The sequence below is a fragment of the Yokenella regensburgei genome, from assembly GCF_003634235.1.
GTDB classification, from domain to species: domain Bacteria; phylum Pseudomonadota; class Gammaproteobacteria; order Enterobacterales; family Enterobacteriaceae; genus Yokenella; species Yokenella regensburgei.
Genome location: NZ_RBIZ01000007.1, coordinates 123,439 through 141,007 on the forward strand (window position 1 = coordinate 123,439; position 17,569 = coordinate 141,007).

The 17,569-nt window shown below is 56.3% G+C and carries 20 protein-coding genes; 11 read left to right on the forward strand and 9 right to left on the reverse strand.

The annotated features are described in order from the left end of the window. The first annotated feature begins 8 nt into the window (after window positions 1-8). The 3 genes from secF to C7387_RS20615 all read left to right on the forward strand — a co-directional run bounded on the left by secF (window position 9) and on the right by C7387_RS20615 (window position 2,189). Window positions 9-980, forward strand: coding sequence for a protein translocase subunit SecF (gene secF / locus C7387_RS20605; RefSeq protein WP_006818752.1), 972 nt, complete (start codon window positions 9-11; stop codon window positions 978-980). 141 nt (window positions 981-1,121) lie between these two features. Further along, window positions 1,122-1,487 carry a VOC family protein gene (locus tag C7387_RS20610; protein ID WP_040903357.1) on the forward strand — a complete coding sequence of 122 codons (366 nt, stop codon included), beginning with the start codon at window positions 1,122-1,124 and terminating at the stop codon, window positions 1,485-1,487. Between the two features lie 21 nt (window positions 1,488-1,508). Then, window positions 1,509-2,189: a helix-turn-helix transcriptional regulator gene (locus tag C7387_RS20615; protein WP_038254220.1), complete on the forward strand. Its 681-nt coding sequence runs from the start codon at window positions 1,509-1,511 to the stop codon at window positions 2,187-2,189. Between the two features lie 72 nt (window positions 2,190-2,261). Here C7387_RS20615 and C7387_RS20620 read toward each other — a convergent pair whose 3' ends face one another. Beyond that, entirely contained in the window at window positions 2,262-3,146 is an 885-nt protein-coding gene (locus C7387_RS20620; RefSeq protein WP_038254222.1) for a nucleoside-specific channel-forming protein Tsx, read from the reverse strand. A gap of 253 nt (window positions 3,147-3,399) precedes the next feature. Continuing rightward, the gene (locus C7387_RS20625; protein WP_038254224.1) at window positions 3,400-3,945 is read right to left on the reverse strand and encodes a SadB/YajI family lipoprotein; all 546 of its coding nucleotides are present in this window, start codon (window positions 3,943-3,945) and stop codon (window positions 3,400-3,402) included. A 150-nt stretch (window positions 3,946-4,095) separates the two neighbouring features. Between C7387_RS20625 and nrdR the strand changes: the two genes are divergently transcribed. From nrdR to pgpA, 6 genes are all read left to right on the forward strand, one after another. Further along, entirely contained in the window at window positions 4,096-4,545 is a 450-nt protein-coding gene (nrdR, locus tag C7387_RS20630; protein ID WP_006818758.1) for a transcriptional regulator NrdR, read from the forward strand. Window positions 4,546-4,548: 3 nt separating this feature from the next. Further along, window positions 4,549-5,652, forward strand: coding sequence for a bifunctional diaminohydroxyphosphoribosylaminopyrimidine deaminase/5-amino-6-(5-phosphoribosylamino)uracil reductase RibD (gene ribD, locus C7387_RS20635; protein ID WP_120817385.1), 1,104 nt, complete (start codon window positions 4,549-4,551; stop codon window positions 5,650-5,652). Between the two features lie 80 nt (window positions 5,653-5,732). After that, window positions 5,733-6,203, forward strand: coding sequence for a 6,7-dimethyl-8-ribityllumazine synthase (ribH, locus tag C7387_RS20640; protein WP_006818760.1), 471 nt, complete (start codon window positions 5,733-5,735; stop codon window positions 6,201-6,203). A gap of 20 nt (window positions 6,204-6,223) precedes the next feature. After that, window positions 6,224-6,643 (forward strand): transcription antitermination factor NusB, encoded by a 420-nt coding sequence (gene nusB / locus C7387_RS20645; protein WP_006818761.1) that lies wholly within the window; start codon window positions 6,224-6,226, stop codon window positions 6,641-6,643. A gap of 74 nt (window positions 6,644-6,717) precedes the next feature. Beyond that, window positions 6,718-7,695, forward strand: a complete 978-nt coding sequence (gene thiL / locus C7387_RS20650; RefSeq protein ID WP_120817386.1) for a thiamine-phosphate kinase — start codon at window positions 6,718-6,720, stop codon at window positions 7,693-7,695. Further along, window positions 7,676-8,188 carry a phosphatidylglycerophosphatase A gene (gene pgpA, locus C7387_RS20655; RefSeq protein ID WP_038254232.1) on the forward strand — a complete coding sequence of 171 codons (513 nt, stop codon included), beginning with the start codon at window positions 7,676-7,678 and terminating at the stop codon, window positions 8,186-8,188. Before thiL ends, pgpA begins: the two co-directional genes overlap by 20 nt. A 69-nt stretch (window positions 8,189-8,257) precedes the next feature. Here the strand turns inward: pgpA and C7387_RS20660 are convergent, their stop codons facing one another. The 4 genes from C7387_RS20660 to xseB all read right to left on the reverse strand — a co-directional run bounded on the left by C7387_RS20660 (window position 8,258) and on the right by xseB (window position 12,329). Continuing rightward, complete coding sequence (locus C7387_RS20660; protein ID WP_040903365.1) at window positions 8,258-9,232, reverse strand: aldo/keto reductase; 975 nt, start codon at window positions 9,230-9,232, stop codon at window positions 8,258-8,260. Between the two features lie 67 nt (window positions 9,233-9,299). After that, window positions 9,300-11,162: a 1-deoxy-D-xylulose-5-phosphate synthase gene (gene dxs / locus C7387_RS20665; protein ID WP_120817387.1), complete on the reverse strand. Its 1,863-nt coding sequence runs from the start codon at window positions 11,160-11,162 to the stop codon at window positions 9,300-9,302. A gap of 25 nt (window positions 11,163-11,187) precedes the next feature. After that, complete coding sequence (ispA, locus tag C7387_RS20670; RefSeq protein ID WP_006818766.1) at window positions 11,188-12,087, reverse strand: (2E,6E)-farnesyl diphosphate synthase; 900 nt, start codon at window positions 12,085-12,087, stop codon at window positions 11,188-11,190. Continuing rightward, a complete protein-coding gene (xseB, locus tag C7387_RS20675; RefSeq protein WP_006818767.1) occupies window positions 12,087-12,329 on the reverse strand; it encodes an exodeoxyribonuclease VII small subunit in 243 nt (80 codons plus the stop codon). The genes ispA and xseB overlap by 1 nt, the downstream gene beginning before the upstream one ends. Before the next feature lie 196 nt (window positions 12,330-12,525). Between xseB and thiI the strand changes: the two genes are divergently transcribed. Continuing rightward, the gene (gene thiI, locus C7387_RS20680) at window positions 12,526-13,977 is read left to right on the forward strand and encodes a tRNA uracil 4-sulfurtransferase ThiI (RefSeq protein ID WP_038254238.1); all 1,452 of its coding nucleotides are present in this window, start codon (window positions 12,526-12,528) and stop codon (window positions 13,975-13,977) included. Window positions 13,978-14,047: 70 nt separating this feature from the next. Here thiI and yajL read toward each other — a convergent pair whose 3' ends face one another. After that, window positions 14,048-14,638 (reverse strand): protein deglycase YajL, encoded by a 591-nt coding sequence (gene yajL, locus C7387_RS20685; RefSeq protein WP_120817388.1) that lies wholly within the window; start codon window positions 14,636-14,638, stop codon window positions 14,048-14,050. After that, entirely contained in the window at window positions 14,598-15,512 is a 915-nt protein-coding gene (gene panE, locus C7387_RS20690; RefSeq protein WP_038254245.1) for a 2-dehydropantoate 2-reductase, read from the reverse strand. The genes yajL and panE overlap by 41 nt, the downstream gene beginning before the upstream one ends. Window positions 15,513-15,656: 144 nt before the next feature. Here panE and C7387_RS20695 point away from each other — a divergent pair, with 144 nt between their 5' ends. After that, the gene (locus tag C7387_RS20695; protein WP_006818773.1) at window positions 15,657-16,148 is read left to right on the forward strand and encodes a YajQ family cyclic di-GMP-binding protein; all 492 of its coding nucleotides are present in this window, start codon (window positions 15,657-15,659) and stop codon (window positions 16,146-16,148) included. Window positions 16,149-16,176: 28 nt separating this feature from the next. On the opposite strand, the gene C7387_RS20700 is transcribed toward C7387_RS20695, so the two are convergent. After that, window positions 16,177-17,541 carry an MFS transporter gene (locus C7387_RS20700; protein WP_120817389.1) on the reverse strand — a complete coding sequence of 455 codons (1,365 nt, stop codon included), beginning with the start codon at window positions 17,539-17,541 and terminating at the stop codon, window positions 16,177-16,179. Window positions 17,542-17,569: the final 28 nt, after the last annotated feature.

Below are 17,569 nucleotides of genomic sequence, written 5' to 3' on the forward strand. Positions count from 1 at the left end.
AGTGCGTTGTGGCACAGGAATATACTGTTGAACAATTGAACCACGGCCGTAAAGTCTGGGACTTTATGCGCTGGGACTACTGGGCTTTCGGCATCTCAGGTTTGCTGCTGGTACTGGCTATCATCGTGATGGGCGTACGCGGTTTTAACTGGGGTCTCGATTTCACCGGTGGTACGGTTATCGAAATTACGCTGGAAAAACCAGCGGATATGGACCAGATGCGTGAAGCCCTGCAGAAAGCGGGCTTTGCTGAGCCGCAGCTGCAGAACTTTGGCAGCAGCCGCGACATCATGGTTCGTATGCCTCCGGAGCATGATGCAAACGGTAGCCAGGTTCTTGGCAGCAAAGTGGTGAGCGTCATTAACGAGTCTACCAGCCAGAACGCTGTCGTTAAGCGTATTGAGTTTGTCGGCCCGAGCGTTGGGGCAGACCTGGCTCAGACCGGTGCGATGGCGCTGATGGCAGCGCTGTTGTCTATCCTGGTCTACGTCGGTTTCCGCTTTGAGTGGCGTCTGGCGGCAGGTGTTGTTATCTCGCTGCTGCACGACGTTATCATCACGCTCGGCGTACTGTCGCTGTTCCATATCGAGATTGACCTGACGATTGTGGCATCGCTGATGTCGGTCATCGGTTACTCGCTGAACGACAGCATCGTGGTATCTGACCGTATTCGTGAGAACTTCCGCAAAATTCGTCGCGGTACCCCTTACGAAATCTTTAACGTGTCGCTGACCCAGACGCTGCACCGTACGTTGATTACTTCCGGGACAACCTTGATGGTTATCCTGATGCTGTACCTCTTTGGCGGCCCGGTGCTGGAAGGCTTCTCGCTGACCATGCTTATCGGTGTCACCATCGGTACCGCATCGTCTATCTACGTGGCGTCAGCGCTGGCGCTGAAACTCGGCATGAAGCGCGAGCATATGCTCCAGCAGAAAGTTGAGAAGGAAGGCGCGGATCAGCCGTCGCTCCTGCCATAAGAGACGTTAAGCGTCTGTAAAGTCCCGGCCATGCGGCCGGGATTTTTTTGCCGCAAAATCAGGCAAACACTCCTGACACTACGCTGTCAGGAGGCTTGTCATAGACTGCTCCTGAACCCACTCAACATGTCAGGAGTCATTATGAACAACGTTATTAACTGGTTTGAAATTCCGGTCACAGATATGAATCGGGCGATTGCTTTTTATGAGCCGGTAATGGAAGTTCAGCTTCGTCGGGAAACCATGGACTGCGCCGAACTGGCGGTATTCCCGCATCAGGATCCACAGCCCGGTGGGGCGCTGGCAAAGTTTGACGGTATCGCTCCGTCACCGCAAGGCGCTATTATTTATCTGCATACCGACAATCTGGCGGCAACGCTCAAACGCGTTGAGAAAGCGGGCGGCCAGTGCGTGTTTGGCCCACTCGCGCTTGCCCAGGATATCGGTACCATTGCTCTGTTCACCGACTGCGAAGGCAACCGTGTCGGACTGCACCAACCAGCCTGATAGCTATTGTGGAGTAAAAGAATGTCCCGACGCGCCGACCGTTTATTCCAGATTGTGCAGATCCTGCGTGGCAGGAGGCTGACGACGGCGGCGCTTCTCGCGGAGCGGCTGGAGGTCTCAGAACGCACGATTTATCGCGATATCCGCGACTTGTCCTGCTCTGGTGTGCCGGTGGAAGGGGAGGCCGGCAGCGGGTATCGGCTGATGGAAGGCTATGACCTGCCGCCTTTGATGCTGACCGCGCACGAATCTGAAGCGCTGATGGTGGCTATCAGCATGCTGAAAACCTGGGGCGGCGATACGCTCTCACAGGCGCTGGAGTCGGCTCAGGAGAAGGTGCTGGCGATCCTGCCCGCCGACAGCCGACGTAAAGCCGAACAAACCCGTATTTTTGCCCCGGATCTTGGCGCACAGCCGCATTCTCGTCGCTTGTTTGATGATTTTCACCGCGCGGTTTCCGCGCAGAAGGTGCTGTCGCTGCACTATCGCGACGAAGGTGGCCAGCTCTCCTGGCGCGACGTTCAGCCTCTTGGCATGTTCTTCTGGGGGGAGCACTGGCTGCTGGTGGCCTGGTGTGAACGGCGGGAGGATTACCGCTGTTTTCGCCTCGATCGCTGTCTGAAGGTACAGGAGACCGGCAGGCATTTCAGCGAACGGGGCGATCGCTCACTTAGCGACTTTCTGCGTAAGGTGAAGCAATAAAAAAGCCAGCTCGTAGGCTGGCGTTTTGTTTTCGCCCCTCCCCGCAGGAAAGGGCTGTATAACCCGTCGGGATTAGAAGTTGTAACCGACCACCAGGTAACCACCCCAGCCGGTAGATTTCACGCTGAAGTCACCGTTGCCGAAGTTCAGGCTGGCGTCGTCAGCCCACTGGCCGCCGTTGTGCCAGTAACGAGCAACCACTGAGTAGTGCCAGTGATCGTAGTTCAGCGCCAGAATGTGGCTGGAGGCGATAGAGTTGCTGGTACGTGCGTGCTTCCCGTTGTTGTCGTAGAAGTTATCGCTGCCCAGATCGGAGCCCCAGTCAAAGTTGGTGAAGCCGATATAGCTCAGCTGGCCGCCCCACAGTTGGGTAATCGGTACAAAGTATTTCACTTTGAAACGGTAGCCATCCCACTCGTTTTCGTTGGAGGCGCCGTAGTTCTGCCACTGGTACTTCGCATACACGTTCAGAGACAGGCTCATCGGCAGGCCGGTATCGATATCGGTACCGAGACCCATGTACCAGGTGCTCTGCTGCTGAGATTCGTTACGACCCATGTCGTAGATGTAGTTGTTCGCGAAGTACCACTCTTTGAATGGGCCAAACGCCAGGCTGGTGCCGGTCAGTTTATCGATGGAGAAGCGCGGCTCGATTTCCATGAACAGCGGGGAGCCGTCGTTCCAGATACCTTTCGCGTCGGTGTTACCACCGAAGAATACCGGCAGATCCACGTAGCCGTAGAAATCAAACCAGTCTTTTTTGGCGAAGGCTTCGTACTCGAGGTAGGTATCGTTACGGATCTGCGGTCCGAAACGGGTGTGATAGCTGCCTACCACGTTAACGCTCTGGTGCCACCAGTCGGAGAGATACTCGGGTTTGTCGTTCTCTGCGGCGCCAGCAGTGAAAGATGCGGAGAGCGCCAGGGCAGCGCCAGCTGCCAGTAATGTTTTTTTCATCGTTATGCCACTGTTTTGAAACCCCATCTGGGGTGTAAAAGAGTCCCGCTGTCGCGTTTCTGAACGTATCGCTGTAGCGTTTCTTAATAATTCATGTTTCTGCGGTGCCTATTATAGAAATCATTGCTCACAAAAATATGTTTTGTTTCACAGATTCAACATTCACGTAATCGATTGCGTTCACGTTTGCGTGCTTTAATTGCAGAAAGCCGGGAACTTTGCCCGGCTTTGAAGAAATAGGGGGAGGAATAGTCTACGGCTGGGTGACGGGCTGAATGTCGTGGACGCGGATAAACCCGAGCTGCGCCGGGGTAATGCCGTTCAACTGCAGAGGAATATCGACGTCGCTCGGAGCCAGTACGCTGGCGGGCGCGTTGATGAGCTGGTTCTGGACATTCACTTCCTGGTAGTTTTCCGTTGTGCCCTGAATTTGTCCCCATTCAACGGTGCCGCTAAACGCGGGCAGCGGCGTGTTGGACTCACCCTGAATGCGTAACGTCGCGCGCGTACCCTGGGCGTTTTGTGCCACATTCAGGAGCGACATCTTAAGCGTTCCTATCTGGCTCTCCAGCCGCGCCGGGGTTTTTGAGCCTGGTAGCAGATATACTCCGCTTGATGAGGTCGCATTCAGGCGATTTTGCTGCGTTATCTTCACCGTCTCCTGGTTCAGTTGAGTCATCTCTTTCGTCAACGTGCTGACGCTCTGATGCATCTGGCGAACTTCACTTTGCTGTGCGCAGGCGCTGAGGGTAAAGAGGCTTCCCAGCAGAACTATTCTTAGGTAACGTCTTGTCTTCATCTCATTTTTCCTTGAAACCCATACTGGCTTAATGGTAGTCAGCCACGCCGTGGCTGACATCGGGCTTTGTCTCAAAAAACGGTCTGCCTTTGTTGTCGGAGCAGTTCAGGGTAAAATAGAGTTCAGTTCACCCCACATTCAGGAAGTGATATGCATTGCCCATTCTGTTTAGCCGTAGATACCAAAGTCATCGACTCGCGTCTGGTCGGTGAAGGCTCGTCGGTGCGCCGCCGCCGTCAGTGTCTGGTCTGCAACGAACGCTTCACGACGTTTGAAGTGGCTGAGCTGGTAATGCCGCGGGTGGTGAAAAGTAACGATGTGCGTGAGCCTTTCAATGAAGACAAGCTGCGCAGCGGCATGCTGAAGGCGCTGGAGAAACGTCCGGTGAGCGCCGATGACGTTGAAATGGCGTTGAACCATATTAAAACCCAGCTGCGTGGCACCGGTGAACGCGAAGTGCCGAGCAAAATGATCGGTAACCTGGTGATGGAACAGCTGAAAAAGCTCGATAAGGTCGCCTACATCCGCTTTGCTTCGGTGTACCGTAGCTTCGAAGACATTAAAGAATTCGGCGAAGAAATAGCCCGCCTACAGGATTGAGCCATGCAGGATGAAATGTACATGGCGCGAGCGCTAAAGCTGGCGCAACGCGGACGTTTTACCACTCATCCCAACCCAAACGTTGGCTGCGTTATTGTCAAAGATGGCGTTGTGGTTGGGGAGGGGTTCCATTACCGTGCCGGTGAGCCGCATGCGGAAGTTCACGCCCTGCGCATGGCGGGTGATAAAGCCAAAGGCGCAACCGCCTACGTGACGCTTGAGCCCTGCAGCCATCATGGGCGCACGCCGCCGTGCTGTGAGGCATTAATCGCCGCCGGGGTGTCCCGCGTGGTGGCCGCCATGCAGGACCCGAATCCGCAGGTTGCGGGGCGCGGTCTGCATCGCCTGAAAGAGGAAGGTATCGACGTCAGCCACGGGTTGATGATGAGCGAAGCGGAGCTGCTCAATAAGGGCTTCCTAAAGCGCATGCGTACTGCTTTCCCGTATATCCAGCTGAAGCTGGGGGCATCGCTTGATGGCCGTACCGCGATGGCGAGCGGCGAGAGCCAGTGGATAACCTCTCCGGCTGCCCGTCGCGACGTGCAGCGCCTGCGCGCGCAAAGCCACGCGATTCTGACGACCGCAACCACCGTGTTAGCGGATGATCCGGCATTGACCGTACGCTGGGATGAACTCAACCCGGATACTCAGGCGATTTATCCGCGTGAAGCGCTGCGCCAGCCGCTGCGCATTGTGCTCGACCGTCTGGGTCAGGTCACACCGGAACATCGCATCGTGCAGCAGAGCGGCGAAACCTGGATTGTGCGCAGCCAGGAGGATAATCGCGAATGGCCGGAAAACGTCCGCGCGCTGCAGGTGCCGGAACATAACGGGCATCTCGACCTGGTGCTGCTAATGATGCAGCTCGGTAAGGCGCAGATTAACAGCCTGTGGGTGGAGGCCGGGCCAACGCTTGCCGGTGCGCTACTGCAGGCAGGACTGGTGGATGAGCTGGTGGTCTACCTGGCGCCGAAGCTTTTGGGCAACGATGCGCGCGGCCTGTTTGTGCTGCCAGGGCTTGAGAAACTGCGTGATGCACCCCAACTCCAGTTTAGCCAGATTCGCCAGGTCGGCCCTGACCTGTGTGTGCATTTAACACCGGTCTGATAAACTTCGGCAGTGCCGGAATTATTATGATAGAATCCGCCCCCCTGCGGGGCTACAAAATGAACCCGTAAAGGAAAAGTATGAACATTATCGAAGCAAACGTTGCTACTCCGGACGCCCGCGTCGCCATCACCATCGCGCGTTTCAACAACTTCATCAACGACAGCCTGCTGGAAGGTGCCGTTGACGCCCTGAAACGCATTGGCCAGGTCAAAGATGAAAACATTACCGTGGTCTGGGTACCTGGCGCGTACGAACTGCCGCTGGCAGCCGGCGCTCTGGCGAAAACCGGTAAGTACGACGCGGTGATTGCGCTCGGTACCGTTATCCGTGGCGGCACGGCGCACTTCGAATATGTAGCCGGTGGTGCAAGCAATGGCCTGGCGCACGTCGCTCAGGATTGCGAGATCCCGGTTGCTTTCGGTGTTCTGACCACTGAAAGCATTGAACAAGCCATCGAGCGTGCTGGCACCAAAGCCGGTAACAAAGGTGCAGAAGCTGCACTGACCGCAATTGAAATGATCAATGTATTGAAAGCCATCAAGGCCTGATTTTTTGTAAGGGGAATTCCGTGAAACCTGCTGCTCGTCGCCGCGCCCGTGAGTGTGCCGTCCAGGCGCTTTACTCCTGGCAGTTATCCAAAAACGACATCGCTGATGTTGAATACCAGTTCCTGGCGGAACAGGACGTGAAAGATGTAGACGTCTTGTACTTCCGTGAACTGCTGACCGGAGTGGCGACTAACAGCGCGTATCTCGACGGCCTGATGAAGCCGTACCTGTCCCGTCTGCTCGAAGAGCTGGGCCAGGTGGAGAAAGCGGTTCTGCGTATCGCGCTGTTCGAACTGTCCAAACGTGACGATGTGCCGTACAAAGTGGCCATCAACGAAGCTATCGAACTGGCGAAAACCTTCGGTGCTGAAGACAGTCACAAGTTCGTTAACGGTGTGCTGGATAAAGCAGCTCCGGCCATCCGTCCCCGCAAAAAGTAATCTGCAGGCCGGGTTGATAGCGGGTATCGCTCGCTAGCCCGGCCTTATTTTTTTCTACTGCTGAGGCCTGAACTATGGCATGCGGCGAGTTCTCCCTGATAGCCCGTTATTTTGACCGTGTAAGAACGTCCCGTATGGATGTTGAAACCGGCATTGGCGACGATTGCGCACTGCTGAACGTTCCTGAAAAGCAGACGCTGGCAATCAGCACCGACACCCTGGTGTCGGGCATTCATTTTCTCCCAGATATCTCACCCGCTGACCTGGCGTATAAAGCGCTGGCCGTGAATCTTAGCGATCTGGCGGCGATGGGCGCTGAGCCCGCGTGGCTGACGCTGGCGTTAACGTTGCCGGGTGTCGATGAAGACTGGCTTTCCGCCTTCAGCGATAGCCTCTTCGAGCAGCTAAACTATTACGATATGCAGCTGATTGGCGGCGATACCACCCGTGGGCCGCTGTCGATGACGCTTGGCATTCACGGCTATGTGCCGCTCGGGCGTGCGCTGAAGCGCGATGGTGCAAAACCGGGAGACTGGATTTACGTCACCGGAACGCCAGGTGATAGCGCGGCCGGGCTCGCTATCCTGCAAGACCGTCTTACGGTAACGCAGGCCGATGACAAAGCGTATTTGCTGGAGCGTCACCTGCGTCCGACGCCGCGAGTACTGCACGGTCAGGCGCTGCGTCATCTGGCAAGCTCGGCTATCGATCTCTCTGACGGATTGATTTCGGATCTCGGCCATATTCTTAAAGCCAGCGGCTGCGGGGCGAATATCGTTCTCGACGATTTGCCGTTTTCTGACGCGGTGCTGCGCCAGGTGGATCCGGATCAGGCGCTACGCTGGACGCTCAGCGGCGGTGAAGATTATGAACTGTGCTTTACCGTACCGGAGCTTAATCGTGGGGCGCTTGATGTTGCGGTGGGGCACTTTGGTGTACCGGTGACCTGCATCGGCCAGATTACCGGTGACGCTGAAGGCATGCACTTTATGCGTGACGGTCAGTGCGTTACGTTAGATATGAAGGGATACGATCACTTTGACGTGGACTAAAGATATTGCCAAAAGCCGCCTGAACCTGCGTAACCCGTGGCACCTGCTGGCGACCGGGTTTGGCAGCGGTTTAAGCCCAATCGTTCCAGGAACCATGGGGTCGCTCGCGGCTATCCCGTTCTGGTATCTGATGACGTTTCTGCCATGGCAGCTCTACTCGCTGCTGGTGATGCTGGGTATCTGTATCGGGGTTTATCTTTGCCATCGTACGGCAAAAGATATGGGCGTTCACGATCACGGCAGTATCGTCTGGGACGAGTTTGTCGGTATGTGGATAACGCTGATGGCGATACCCACCAACGACTGGCAGTGGGTGGCCGCAGGCTTTGTCATCTTCCGGATCTTCGATATGTGGAAGCCATGGCCGATCCGCTGGTTCGATCGCAACGTGCACGGCGGTATGGGGATCATGGTCGACGATATCGTTGCCGGGGTGATCTCCGCCGGTATCCTCTATCTGATTGGTCATCACTGGCCGCTGGGGCTGATTTAACCCCCCTGCATCGTAATTCAATTTCAGCCTCTCTCCCTTTGGAAGAGGGGCTGTGCGATGGCTAATCTGCTATTTAAAACCCACCACCGGGTGCGGCTGGTACGGTGTTTCCAGCTCGGCAATTTGTTCAGGTTTAAGCGTAATATCAACGGCATTCAGCAACTCATCCAGCTGCTCTTCCCTCGAGGTACCGATGACCGGTGCCGTCACACCCGGCTTACTCAAAAGCCAGGCCAGTGCCACCTGGGCACGCGTTGCGCCTAAATCTTCGGCAATGGCGGCCAGGCGCTCGGCGATTTTGGCATCGCTGGCTTCGGTGTTGTCATAGAGATCTTTTCCGACGGTGTCAGACACCAGTCGTGCGGTAGTTTCTCCCCACGGACGGGTGAGACGTCCTCGTGCCAGCGGGCTCCACGGGATCACCGCCACGCCCTCTCTGGCGCACAGGGGGAGCATGTCGCGTTCTTCTTCCCGGTAAATCAGATTGTAGTGGTCCTGCATGGTGACAAACCGTGCCCAGCCGTGCTGTGCCTGCAGTTCGAGGGCCTGTGCAAACTGAGACGCGTGCATTGACGATGCGCCGATATAGCGCGCTTTTCCCGCCTTCACGACGTCATTCAGCGCCTCAAGAGTCTCCTCAATGGGGGTGTTGTAATCCCAGCGGTGGATCTGCAGTAGATCGACATACTCCATGCCCAGACGACGCAGGCTGTCGTCGATGGAACGCATAATCTGGGCGCGGGATAAGCCTTCCGTCAGGTCGCCGGAGGGGAAATAGACTTTGGTGGCAACTACCACATCATCACGGCGGGCAAAGTCACGTAGCGCACGTCCGACTATTTCTTCACTGCTGCCGTCGGAGTAACTGTTGGCGGTGTCGAAGAAGTTAATTCCGCCTTCAAGGGCGTGCTGAATTATCGGACGGCTGCTCTCTTCCGGCAGAGTCCAGGCGTGGTTGCCCCGGTCGGGCTCACCAAACGTCATGCAGCCGAGACACAGCCGCGAGACACGAAGGTCCGTTTTTCCTAAGGGATGATATTGCATGGTTTCGCTCCTGCTGATGGCTAAAACGTATGGTTAAAGCATAGCAGGAGCGAAAAGTGGGGGAGGGTTACGCCAGCCAGGCGTTGATGCTGGCTTCAATACCGGCGGCATTAAGGCCCAGATCGGCGCGGGCCTCTTCCTGAGTTCCCTGAGGGATGAAGAAATCCGGCAGGCCGAGGTTCAGCACCGGTACCGGCTTGCGGTGTGCCATCAGCACTTCGTTCACGCCGCTGCCCGCACCACCCATGATGGCGTTTTCTTCGAGCGTCACCAGAACCTCATGACGTGCTGCCATGTCGAGGATCAGCTGTTCGTCGAGCGGCTTCACAAAGCGCATATCGACAAGCGTCGCATTCAGTTTTTCTGCAACCGCCGCGGCCTCTTCCAGCAGCGTGCCGAAGTTGAGGATCGCGAGCTTCTCGCCTTCGCGTTTGACGACACCTTTGCCGAGCGGCAGTTTTTCCAGCGGCTTCAGTTCAGCTCCGGTACCGCAACCGCGCGGGTAGCGCACGGCGCTTGGACCCTCGTTGTAGTGATAGCCGGTGTGGAGCATCTGGCGGCACTCGTTTTCATCGCTTGGCGTCATGATAACGATATCCGGAATGCAGCGCAGGAAGGAGAGGTCAAACGCGCCCTGGTGCGTCTGCCCGTCGGCACCGACGATGCCTGCGCGATCGATAGCAAACAGGACCGGCAGCTTCTGGATAGCCACGTCGTGAATAACCTGATCGTAGGCGCGCTGCAGGAAGGTGGAGTAGATAGCAACGATCGGTTTCTTACCACCAATGGCGAGGCCTGCGGCGAAAGTGACCGCGTGCTGCTCGGCAATGGCGACATCAAAATACTGTTCAGGGTATTTGCGCGAAAACTCCACCATTCCGGAGCCTTCACGCATCGCCGGAGTAACAGCCATTAGTTTGTCGTCTTTCGCTGCGGTTTCGCACAGCCAGTCGCCAAAAATCTTCGAATAGCTCGGCAGACCGCCGCTGCTTTTTGGCAGCACGCCGCTGGTGTGATCGAATTTCGGCACCGCGTGGAAGGTGATCGGGTCTTTTTCCGCAGGCTCATACCCACGCCCTTTCTTGGTCATGATGTGCAGGAATTGCGGGCCTTTCAGACCACGCATGTTTTTAAGCGTGGTAACGAGTCCCAGCACGTCGTGGCCGTCAACCGGGCCGATGTAGTTAAAGCCCAGCTCTTCGAATAGCGTACCCGGCACCACCATGCCTTTGATGTGTTCTTCGGTGCGTTTGAGCAGCTCTTTAATCGGCGGTACGCCGGAGAAGACTTTTTTGCCGCCTTCACGCAAAGAAGAATAGAGCTTACCGGACAACAGCTGCGCCAGGTGATTGTTGAGCGCTCCGACGTTCTCGGAAATCGACATCTCGTTATCGTTGAGGATAACCAGCATGTCCGGTTTGATATCACCCGCATGGTTCATCGCTTCGAACGCCATTCCGGCGGTGATAGCGCCATCGCCAATGACGCAGACGGTGCGGCGCTGCTTGCCTTCGCGTGCGGCGGCAATGGCCACACCGCTTCCGGCGGAGATGGAGGTCGAGGAGTGGCCTACGCTCAGCACGTCGTACTCGCTTTCACCACGCCACGGGAACGGGTGAAGCCCACCTTTCTGGCGAATGGTGCCAATGCGGTCGCGACGGCCGGTCAGAATTTTATGCGGATAGGCCTGATGGCCAACGTCCCAGATAAGTTTATCAAACGGTGTGTTGTAGACGTAGTGCAGCGCCACGGTGAGTTCCACCGTGCCAAGCCCGGAGGCGAAATGCCCGCTCGATCGACTGACGCTGTCGAGCAGGTAGCGACGCAGCTCGTCGCACAGTTTCGGTAGACTCTCTTTTGGCAGCAGACGCAATTCCTGAGTGGAATCTACCAGCGCCAGCGTCGGGTATTTGGCAATATCAAAACTCATCAGAGACTCATCGTGGGGTTATCAATTATTTATCACGCTGGATTATATAGTTCGCTAGCGCTTCCAGTGCCGTGGTATCCAGAGACTGTGCGGCCAGTTCGTTCAACGACCGGCGGGCATCTTCGATAAGGTCACGGGCTTTCATCCGGGCTTGCTCAAGGCCCAGTAAGGCAGGGTAGGTACTTTTGCCAAGCTGCTGATCGGCGCCCTGGCGTTTCCCAAGGGTCGCAGTATCCCCCACCACATCAAGAATGTCATCCTGAACCTGGAACGCCAGGCCAATACTCTCGGCGTACTTATCCAGCACCGGCAGGGCCGCGCGGCCTTTTTCACCCGCGCTCAGCGCCCCCAGGCGTACCGCGGCGCGGATCAGTGCCCCGGTTTTGTGGCGATGGATGCGCTCGAGCGACTCAAGGTCAACCTGCTTGCCTTCGGCTTCCAGATCGAGTGCCTGACCGCCGCACATCCCGGCGACACCGCTTGCCTGTGCCAGTTCGGAAACCATCGCCAGACGATCGCTTACCGAGACTTCCGGCATCGGGGCATCACTCAGTATAGAAAACGCGAGCGTTTGTAGCGCATCACCGGCCAGAATTGCGTTGGCCTCGCCAAAACGAATATGACAGGTTGGCTGGCCACGGCGTAAATCGTCGTCGTCCATCGCCGGAAGATCGTCGTGCATCAGCGAGTAGGCATGAATGCATTCTACGGCGGCGGCGGGCGCATCCAGCGTATTCAGGCTGATACCGAACATGCCACCGGTGGCGTACACCAGGAACGGGCGCAGACGTTTACCGCCCAATAGTGCGCCGTAGTGCATCGCCTCCACCAGTGGAGTGTTCTGAAATGGCTGCGGCTCGATAAAGCGGCGCAGGGCATCATTCGCACGAACGACGCAGGTGTTAAGCTGTTGCGAGAAATCCATTACTCAGCGTCCGGAGCGAAAGGAGTCAGCGGGGCATCTTCGCTGTCGGCCAGCAGGATTTGTACACGCTGCTCGGCCTGCTGCAGTTTACTCTGCCCCTGGCGTGCCAGCTGCACGCCGCGTTCAAATTCATTCAGTGCCTCTTCCAGCGGAAGGGAGCCGGTCTCCAGTCGGGAGACAATTTGTTCAAGCTCATGCAGCGCAGTCTCAAAGCTGGCCGGGGCTTCATTTTTCTTTGGCATAGTGAATGTGGCTCATATTGTGTCGCGACCCGCCTATGGTAACGAAGTCAGGCGGCGAAGCAAATAACGCAAAATGGTAACGCGCAGGTTGGTAGCGAAGATGATATACTCCCGCGCCTGGATGCAGCCGCAGATGTGGACTGCTGTACTTTTCTTGTCACGCAAACCCAGAGTTTGCCAACGAACCATTACCGCCATGAAGTTTATCATTAAATTGTTCCCGGAAATCACTATCAAAAGCCAATCTGTGCGTTTGCGCTTTATTAAGATGCTGACCGGAAACATTCGTAACGTTCTGAAGCAGTACTCCGAGACGCTCGCCGTCGTCCGTCACTGGGACCATATTGAAGTCCGCGCAAAAGAAGAGAGTCAGGGGCCGATCATTCGTGATGCTCTGACGCGTATTCCGGGCATTCACCATATTCTCGAAGTGGAAGACGTACCGTTCACCTCGATGCACGATATCTTCGAGAAAACCCTGGAAGACTGGCGTGACAAGCTCGACAACAAAACCTTCTGCGTGCGCGTGAAGCGTCGCGGTAAGCATGAGTTCACCTCCATCGAAGTCGAACGCTACGTGGGCGGCGGCCTCAACCAGAACATCGAGTCAGCGCGCGTTAAGCTGACCAACCCGGATGTGACGGTGAACCTGGAAATTGAAAACGACCGTCTGCTGCTGGTGAAAGGTCGCTACGAAGGTATTGGCGGTTTCCCGATCGGTACGCAGGAAGACGTGCTGTCACTGATTTCCGGCGGCTTTGACTCCGGCGTTTCCAGCTACATGCTGATGCGTCGTGGCTGCCGTGTGCACTATTGCTTCTTCAATCTGGGCGGTGCCGCGCACGAAATTGGCGTCCGTCAGGTTGCGCACTACCTGTGGAACCGTTTTGGCAGCTCGCATCGCGTTCGCTTTGTGGCTATCAACTTCGAGCCGGTCGTGGGCGAGATCTTAGAGAAAGTTGACGACGGTCAGATGGGCGTCGTGCTCAAGCGTATGATGGTACGTGCCGCCTCTCAGGTAGCAGAACGCTACGGCGTACAGGCGCTGGTGACCGGTGAAGCGCTGGGCCAGGTGTCCAGCCAGACGCTGACCAACCTACGCCTTATCGATAACGTCTCCGATACGCTGATCCTGCGTCCGCTGATTTCTCACGACAAAGAGCACATTATCGATCTGGCGCGTGAGATTGGTACCGAAGACTTTGCCCGCACCATGCCGGAATACTGCGGCGTTATCTCGAAGAGCCCGACCGTGAAAGCGGTGAAAGCAAAAATTGAGGCGGAAGAAGCCAACTTTGACTTCAGCATCCTGGATAAAGTCGTGGCGGAAGCCTCTAACGTTGATATCCGTGATATCGCGCAGCAGGCCTCGCAGGACGTGGTGGAAGTAGAAACCGTCAGCGGTTTTGGCCCGAATGACGTGATTCTGGATATTCGTTCCATCGACGAACAGGACGACAAACCGCTGAAGGTTGAGGGCGTAGACGTGGTCTCTCTGCCGTTCTACAAACTCAGCACCAAATTCGGTGACCTCGATAAGAGCAAAACCTGGTTACTGTGGTGCGAACGTGGTGTGATGAGCCGTCTGCAGGCGCTGTATCTGCGCGAGCAGGGCTTCACCAACGTAAAAGTGTACCGCCCGGAATAAAACCGTCGAGCGGTGCTTACCCGCCCTCTCTCTGTGAGAGGGCTGGGGTGAGGGCATCAGGCCTTCACGCTTACTCGTAGTAGTTATAGATCCCGGCCGCGATCACCAGCTGTGATGCCACCTCGTGGGCTTTTTCACGGCCGACCAGCAGAGAGATAATCTTCAGGGCAAAATCAATCGATGTACCCGGCCCCTGGCTGGTGACGAGGTTGACCCGTGGATCCCAGACCACGCGCTTATCCTGCCAGTGTTCTTCCGGGATCGTCTCCTTAAGGCCCGGGTAGCCGGTCATGTTGCCGATCGGAAATATTTCATGGGGAATAAGCACGGTTCCCGGCACCGCGCAGATCGCGGCAACAATACGCCCGGAGAGATGGAACTGGCGCACGGTTTCTACCAGCAACGGGCTGTCGCGAAAAACTTCCGCGCCTTTAAGACCACCCGGCAGGACAATGACATCGTAGTCGCCGTCTGCCACCTGCACCAGCGGTGCATCGGCAAGCAGTTTCACCCCGCGCGAACAGGTCACCGCCAGGGCGCCATCGCTGGCGACGCTTGCGGTTGTGACAGCAATCCCGGCGCGAACCAGCAGATCGATAGTGGTCACCGCTTCGGTTTCTTCACTCCCAGGGGCGAGGCACACCAGTGCTGACGCGCTCATATTCATTCTCCTTGCGTTTAATCAGTTCATACAATCTGGCGTTTTCCGGCACGCTGATACCGTGGGCCCGCGCGCGTCTCAACAGATAGCCGGTGATGTAATCGGCCTCGGTGTGGCGCTGGGCGCGGATATCCTGCAGCATTGACGAGATGTTTCCCGCCGTGCTTTCAATAATCTGCCAGACATAAAAAAGCAGGTCTTCCGCGGTGGCATGATGCCCTTCGCGCTGCATGACCGCCGCCACTTCAGCACAGACCAATGCCACTTCATCGGGGTACTTCACCAGATCGCCATTCGGGCAATCATACAGGGCGGTAAGCGGGTTTATCACGCAGTTTACCGCGAGCTTCTTCCAGCTGGCGGTACCGAGATCGTTATGCCAGGCGACATCAGGTAACGCCGCATGCAGAATATCGGCGAGTTCGCTGTGCTGCTGCGCCTTTTCATTGGCAGGCCCCAGATGAGTGGTACCATTTGCCACATGGATTATCAGGTTGCCGTCGCGGCGCGCCGCCTGGGTGGTGAGCCCCACCAGGAGCGGCTGTTCAAGGTTCTTTAGCTCATCCAGCGTTCCCATTCCGTTGTGAATGAGCACAATTGGGCTACTGGCGGGCAGCTCCCGGGCGAGATTCTTAACGGCCGTTGAAACCTGCCAGGCCTTGAGGGTGACCAGCAGCAGGTCGCTGGTGGCCAGAAACTCCGGATCATTCGCCGTCAGCAGCGCATTGCTTACGCTGCCGTCGATATCCTGTACATTGACACTGCACCAGGGTTGAGGAACGCGAAGCCATCCCTGAAGTTCATGCCCTCTACGCTGTAACGCCGTCAGCCAGAGCTGCCCCAGGGCACCGCATCCGAGTACGGTAATCTTCATTTTTCCTCCTCACCTGCCGTCCGACAGGTGTTAACCTCTGTATTATAGCCTTGTCCCACATCCTGACATCATCGGTATAACAGGTTGTGTTATCTCAGGTTGCAGGTATTATGCATCGCATCAAAAAGAGAGGGAGAGTAAAACATGCCATCTTTCGATATTGTCTCTGAAGTTGATCTTCAGGAAGCGAAAAACGCAGTGGATAACGCGGCCCGGGAAGTGGAATCACGCTTTGATTTCCGTGGCGTTGAGGCCACCATCGAGCTGAACGAGAAAAACGAGAGCATCAAGGTGCTGAGTGAATCTGATTTCCAGGTCAACCAGCTCTTAGATATTCTGCGTGCGAAGCTGCTCAAGCGCGGCATTGAAGGGAACTCCATCGAAGTGCCGGAAGAGTTTGTCCACAGCGGCAAAACCTGGTTCGTTGAAGCGAAGCTCAAAACCGGCATTGAAAGCAGCGTGCAGAAGAAAATTGTTAAGCTGATTAAAGACAGCAAACTGAAGGTGCAGGCACAGATTCAGGGCGAAGAAATTCGCGTTACCGGGAAATCCCGTGACGACCTGCAGTCTGTTATGGCGCTGGTTCGCGGCGGTAATCTGGGGCAACCGTTCCAGTTTAAAAACTTTCGCGACTAATAAAAAAGCGGGATTATCCCGCTTTTTTTTATGCTGCACTTAGCGCCTGTTCGACCTCAAATCTGTTGGTCACTTTACTGTCAATCTTAACGTAGACGGTTCGTTCGCTGGCAACGACCAGTGCCTGGCTTACCCCAGGCGTCGCCAGCAGCCGCGCCTGCAGCGCGTCATCGGCATCAACCCCATCCGGAATTTCAACCCGCAGGCTACTGACGTACGGGGGTTCACTCATGGTAGTGGCAACCAGCAGCCAGACCGTGGCGATTAAGGCGCCGGCGAGGAACACCGTTTGCGAATCGAAGAAACCGTCCAGCCAGCCGCCGAGTGAGCCACCAATGGCCACCCCAAGGAACTGGCTGGTGGAGTAGATACCCATCGCGGTACCTTTGTAACCGGCCGGCGCCTCTTTACTGATAAGCGACGGCAGCAGCGCTTCCATTAGGTTAAAGGCGAGGAAGAACAGCTGAACGCCCGCCACCAGTTCCCAGAAGTAAGCGCCCGACCCCCACAGCACAATCTCCGCAATCAGCAGAATCGCGATGCAGGTCAGGAACACCCGCTTCATGCGGCGTTTGACCTCGGCATAAATGATAAACGGCACAACGGAGACAAACGACACCAGCATGGTGACCAGATAGATTTTCCAGTGCTCCGGTGCCGGGAATCCTGCGGCCTCAAGCTGCCCTGGCAGCGCGACAAACGTCGACATCAGCAGAATATGCAGGAACATAATCCCAAGGTTGAGCTTAAGGAGTCTCGGCTCCATCAGCACTTTGCTGAAACAACCTTTCACCATCCCGGATTCACGGTTTAGCACGTGATTCTGGCTGTTGGGAACCACCCACAGAGTCAGAGCAATGCCGAGCGTGGCCAGGCCCGCAATCATCCAGAACAGCGCGTGCAGCCCGAGTTTATGCGTAATGATGGGCCCCAGCACCATGGCGATAGCGAAGGTCACACCGAAGCTGACGCCAATAAACGCCATCGCTTTGGTACGGTTCTGCTCACGGGTGAGGTCGGAGAGCAGCGCCATCACCGCGGCGGCAATCGCCCCTGAACCCTGCAGCGCCCGGCCAAGAATAATGCCCCAGATAGAATCAGATAGGGCAGCAATAACGCTACCCGCCACGAAAATAGCCAACCCGCCGATGATAAGCGGTTTGCGACCAATACGGTCAGAAATAAGCCCGAAAGGGATCTGAAAAACGGCCTGAGCAAGGCCATAAATACCAATGGCTAACCCGATAAGCGCTTCGCTGGCACCCTGCAGCGCCATGCCATATGTGGTCAGAACTGGCAGGACCATAAACATGCCGAGCATGCGCAGAGAAAATACGGTCCCTAAACCCCAGGTCGCGCGCAATTCACCCGGTGTCATTTTGTAATCGTTCATTACCACCTCTTTTTAAATGCAGGGCATA

Coding starts and splice junctions, on each gene's coding strand:
- C7387_RS20620 (WP_038254222.1), bottom strand. CDS start 3,146: ATGAAAAAAACATTACTGGCAGCTGGCGCTGCCCTGGCGCTCTCCGCA.
- C7387_RS20700 (WP_120817389.1), bottom strand. CDS start 17,541: ATGAACGATTACAAAATGACACCGGGTGAATTGCGCGCGACCTGGGGT.
- ispA (WP_006818766.1), bottom strand. CDS start 12,087: ATGGATTTCTCGCAACAGCTTAACACCTGCGTCGTTCGTGCGAATGAT.
- C7387_RS20615 (WP_038254220.1), top strand. CDS start 1,509: ATGTCCCGACGCGCCGACCGTTTATTCCAGATTGTGCAGATCCTGCGT.
- C7387_RS20660 (WP_040903365.1), bottom strand. CDS start 9,232: ATGCAATATCATCCCTTAGGAAAAACGGACCTTCGTGTCTCGCGGCTG.
- dxs (WP_120817387.1), bottom strand. CDS start 11,162: ATGAGTTTTGATATTGCCAAATACCCGACGCTGGCGCTGGTAGATTCC.
- ribD (WP_120817385.1), top strand. CDS start 4,549: ATGCAGGATGAAATGTACATGGCGCGAGCGCTAAAGCTGGCGCAACGC.
- nrdR (WP_006818758.1), top strand. CDS start 4,096: ATGCATTGCCCATTCTGTTTAGCCGTAGATACCAAAGTCATCGACTCG.
- panE (WP_038254245.1), bottom strand. CDS start 15,512: ATGAAGATTACCGTACTCGGATGCGGTGCCCTGGGGCAGCTCTGGCTG.
- yajL (WP_120817388.1), bottom strand. CDS start 14,638: ATGAGCGCGTCAGCACTGGTGTGCCTCGCCCCTGGGAGTGAAGAAACC.
- C7387_RS20610 (WP_040903357.1), top strand. CDS start 1,122: ATGAACAACGTTATTAACTGGTTTGAAATTCCGGTCACAGATATGAAT.
- C7387_RS20695 (WP_006818773.1), top strand. CDS start 15,657: ATGCCATCTTTCGATATTGTCTCTGAAGTTGATCTTCAGGAAGCGAAA.
- thiI (WP_038254238.1), top strand. CDS start 12,526: ATGAAGTTTATCATTAAATTGTTCCCGGAAATCACTATCAAAAGCCAA.
- xseB (WP_006818767.1), bottom strand. CDS start 12,329: ATGCCAAAGAAAAATGAAGCCCCGGCCAGCTTTGAGACTGCGCTGCAT.
- thiL (WP_120817386.1), top strand. CDS start 6,718: ATGGCATGCGGCGAGTTCTCCCTGATAGCCCGTTATTTTGACCGTGTA.
- C7387_RS20625 (WP_038254224.1), bottom strand. CDS start 3,945: ATGAAGACAAGACGTTACCTAAGAATAGTTCTGCTGGGAAGCCTCTTT.
- ribH (WP_006818760.1), top strand. CDS start 5,733: ATGAACATTATCGAAGCAAACGTTGCTACTCCGGACGCCCGCGTCGCC.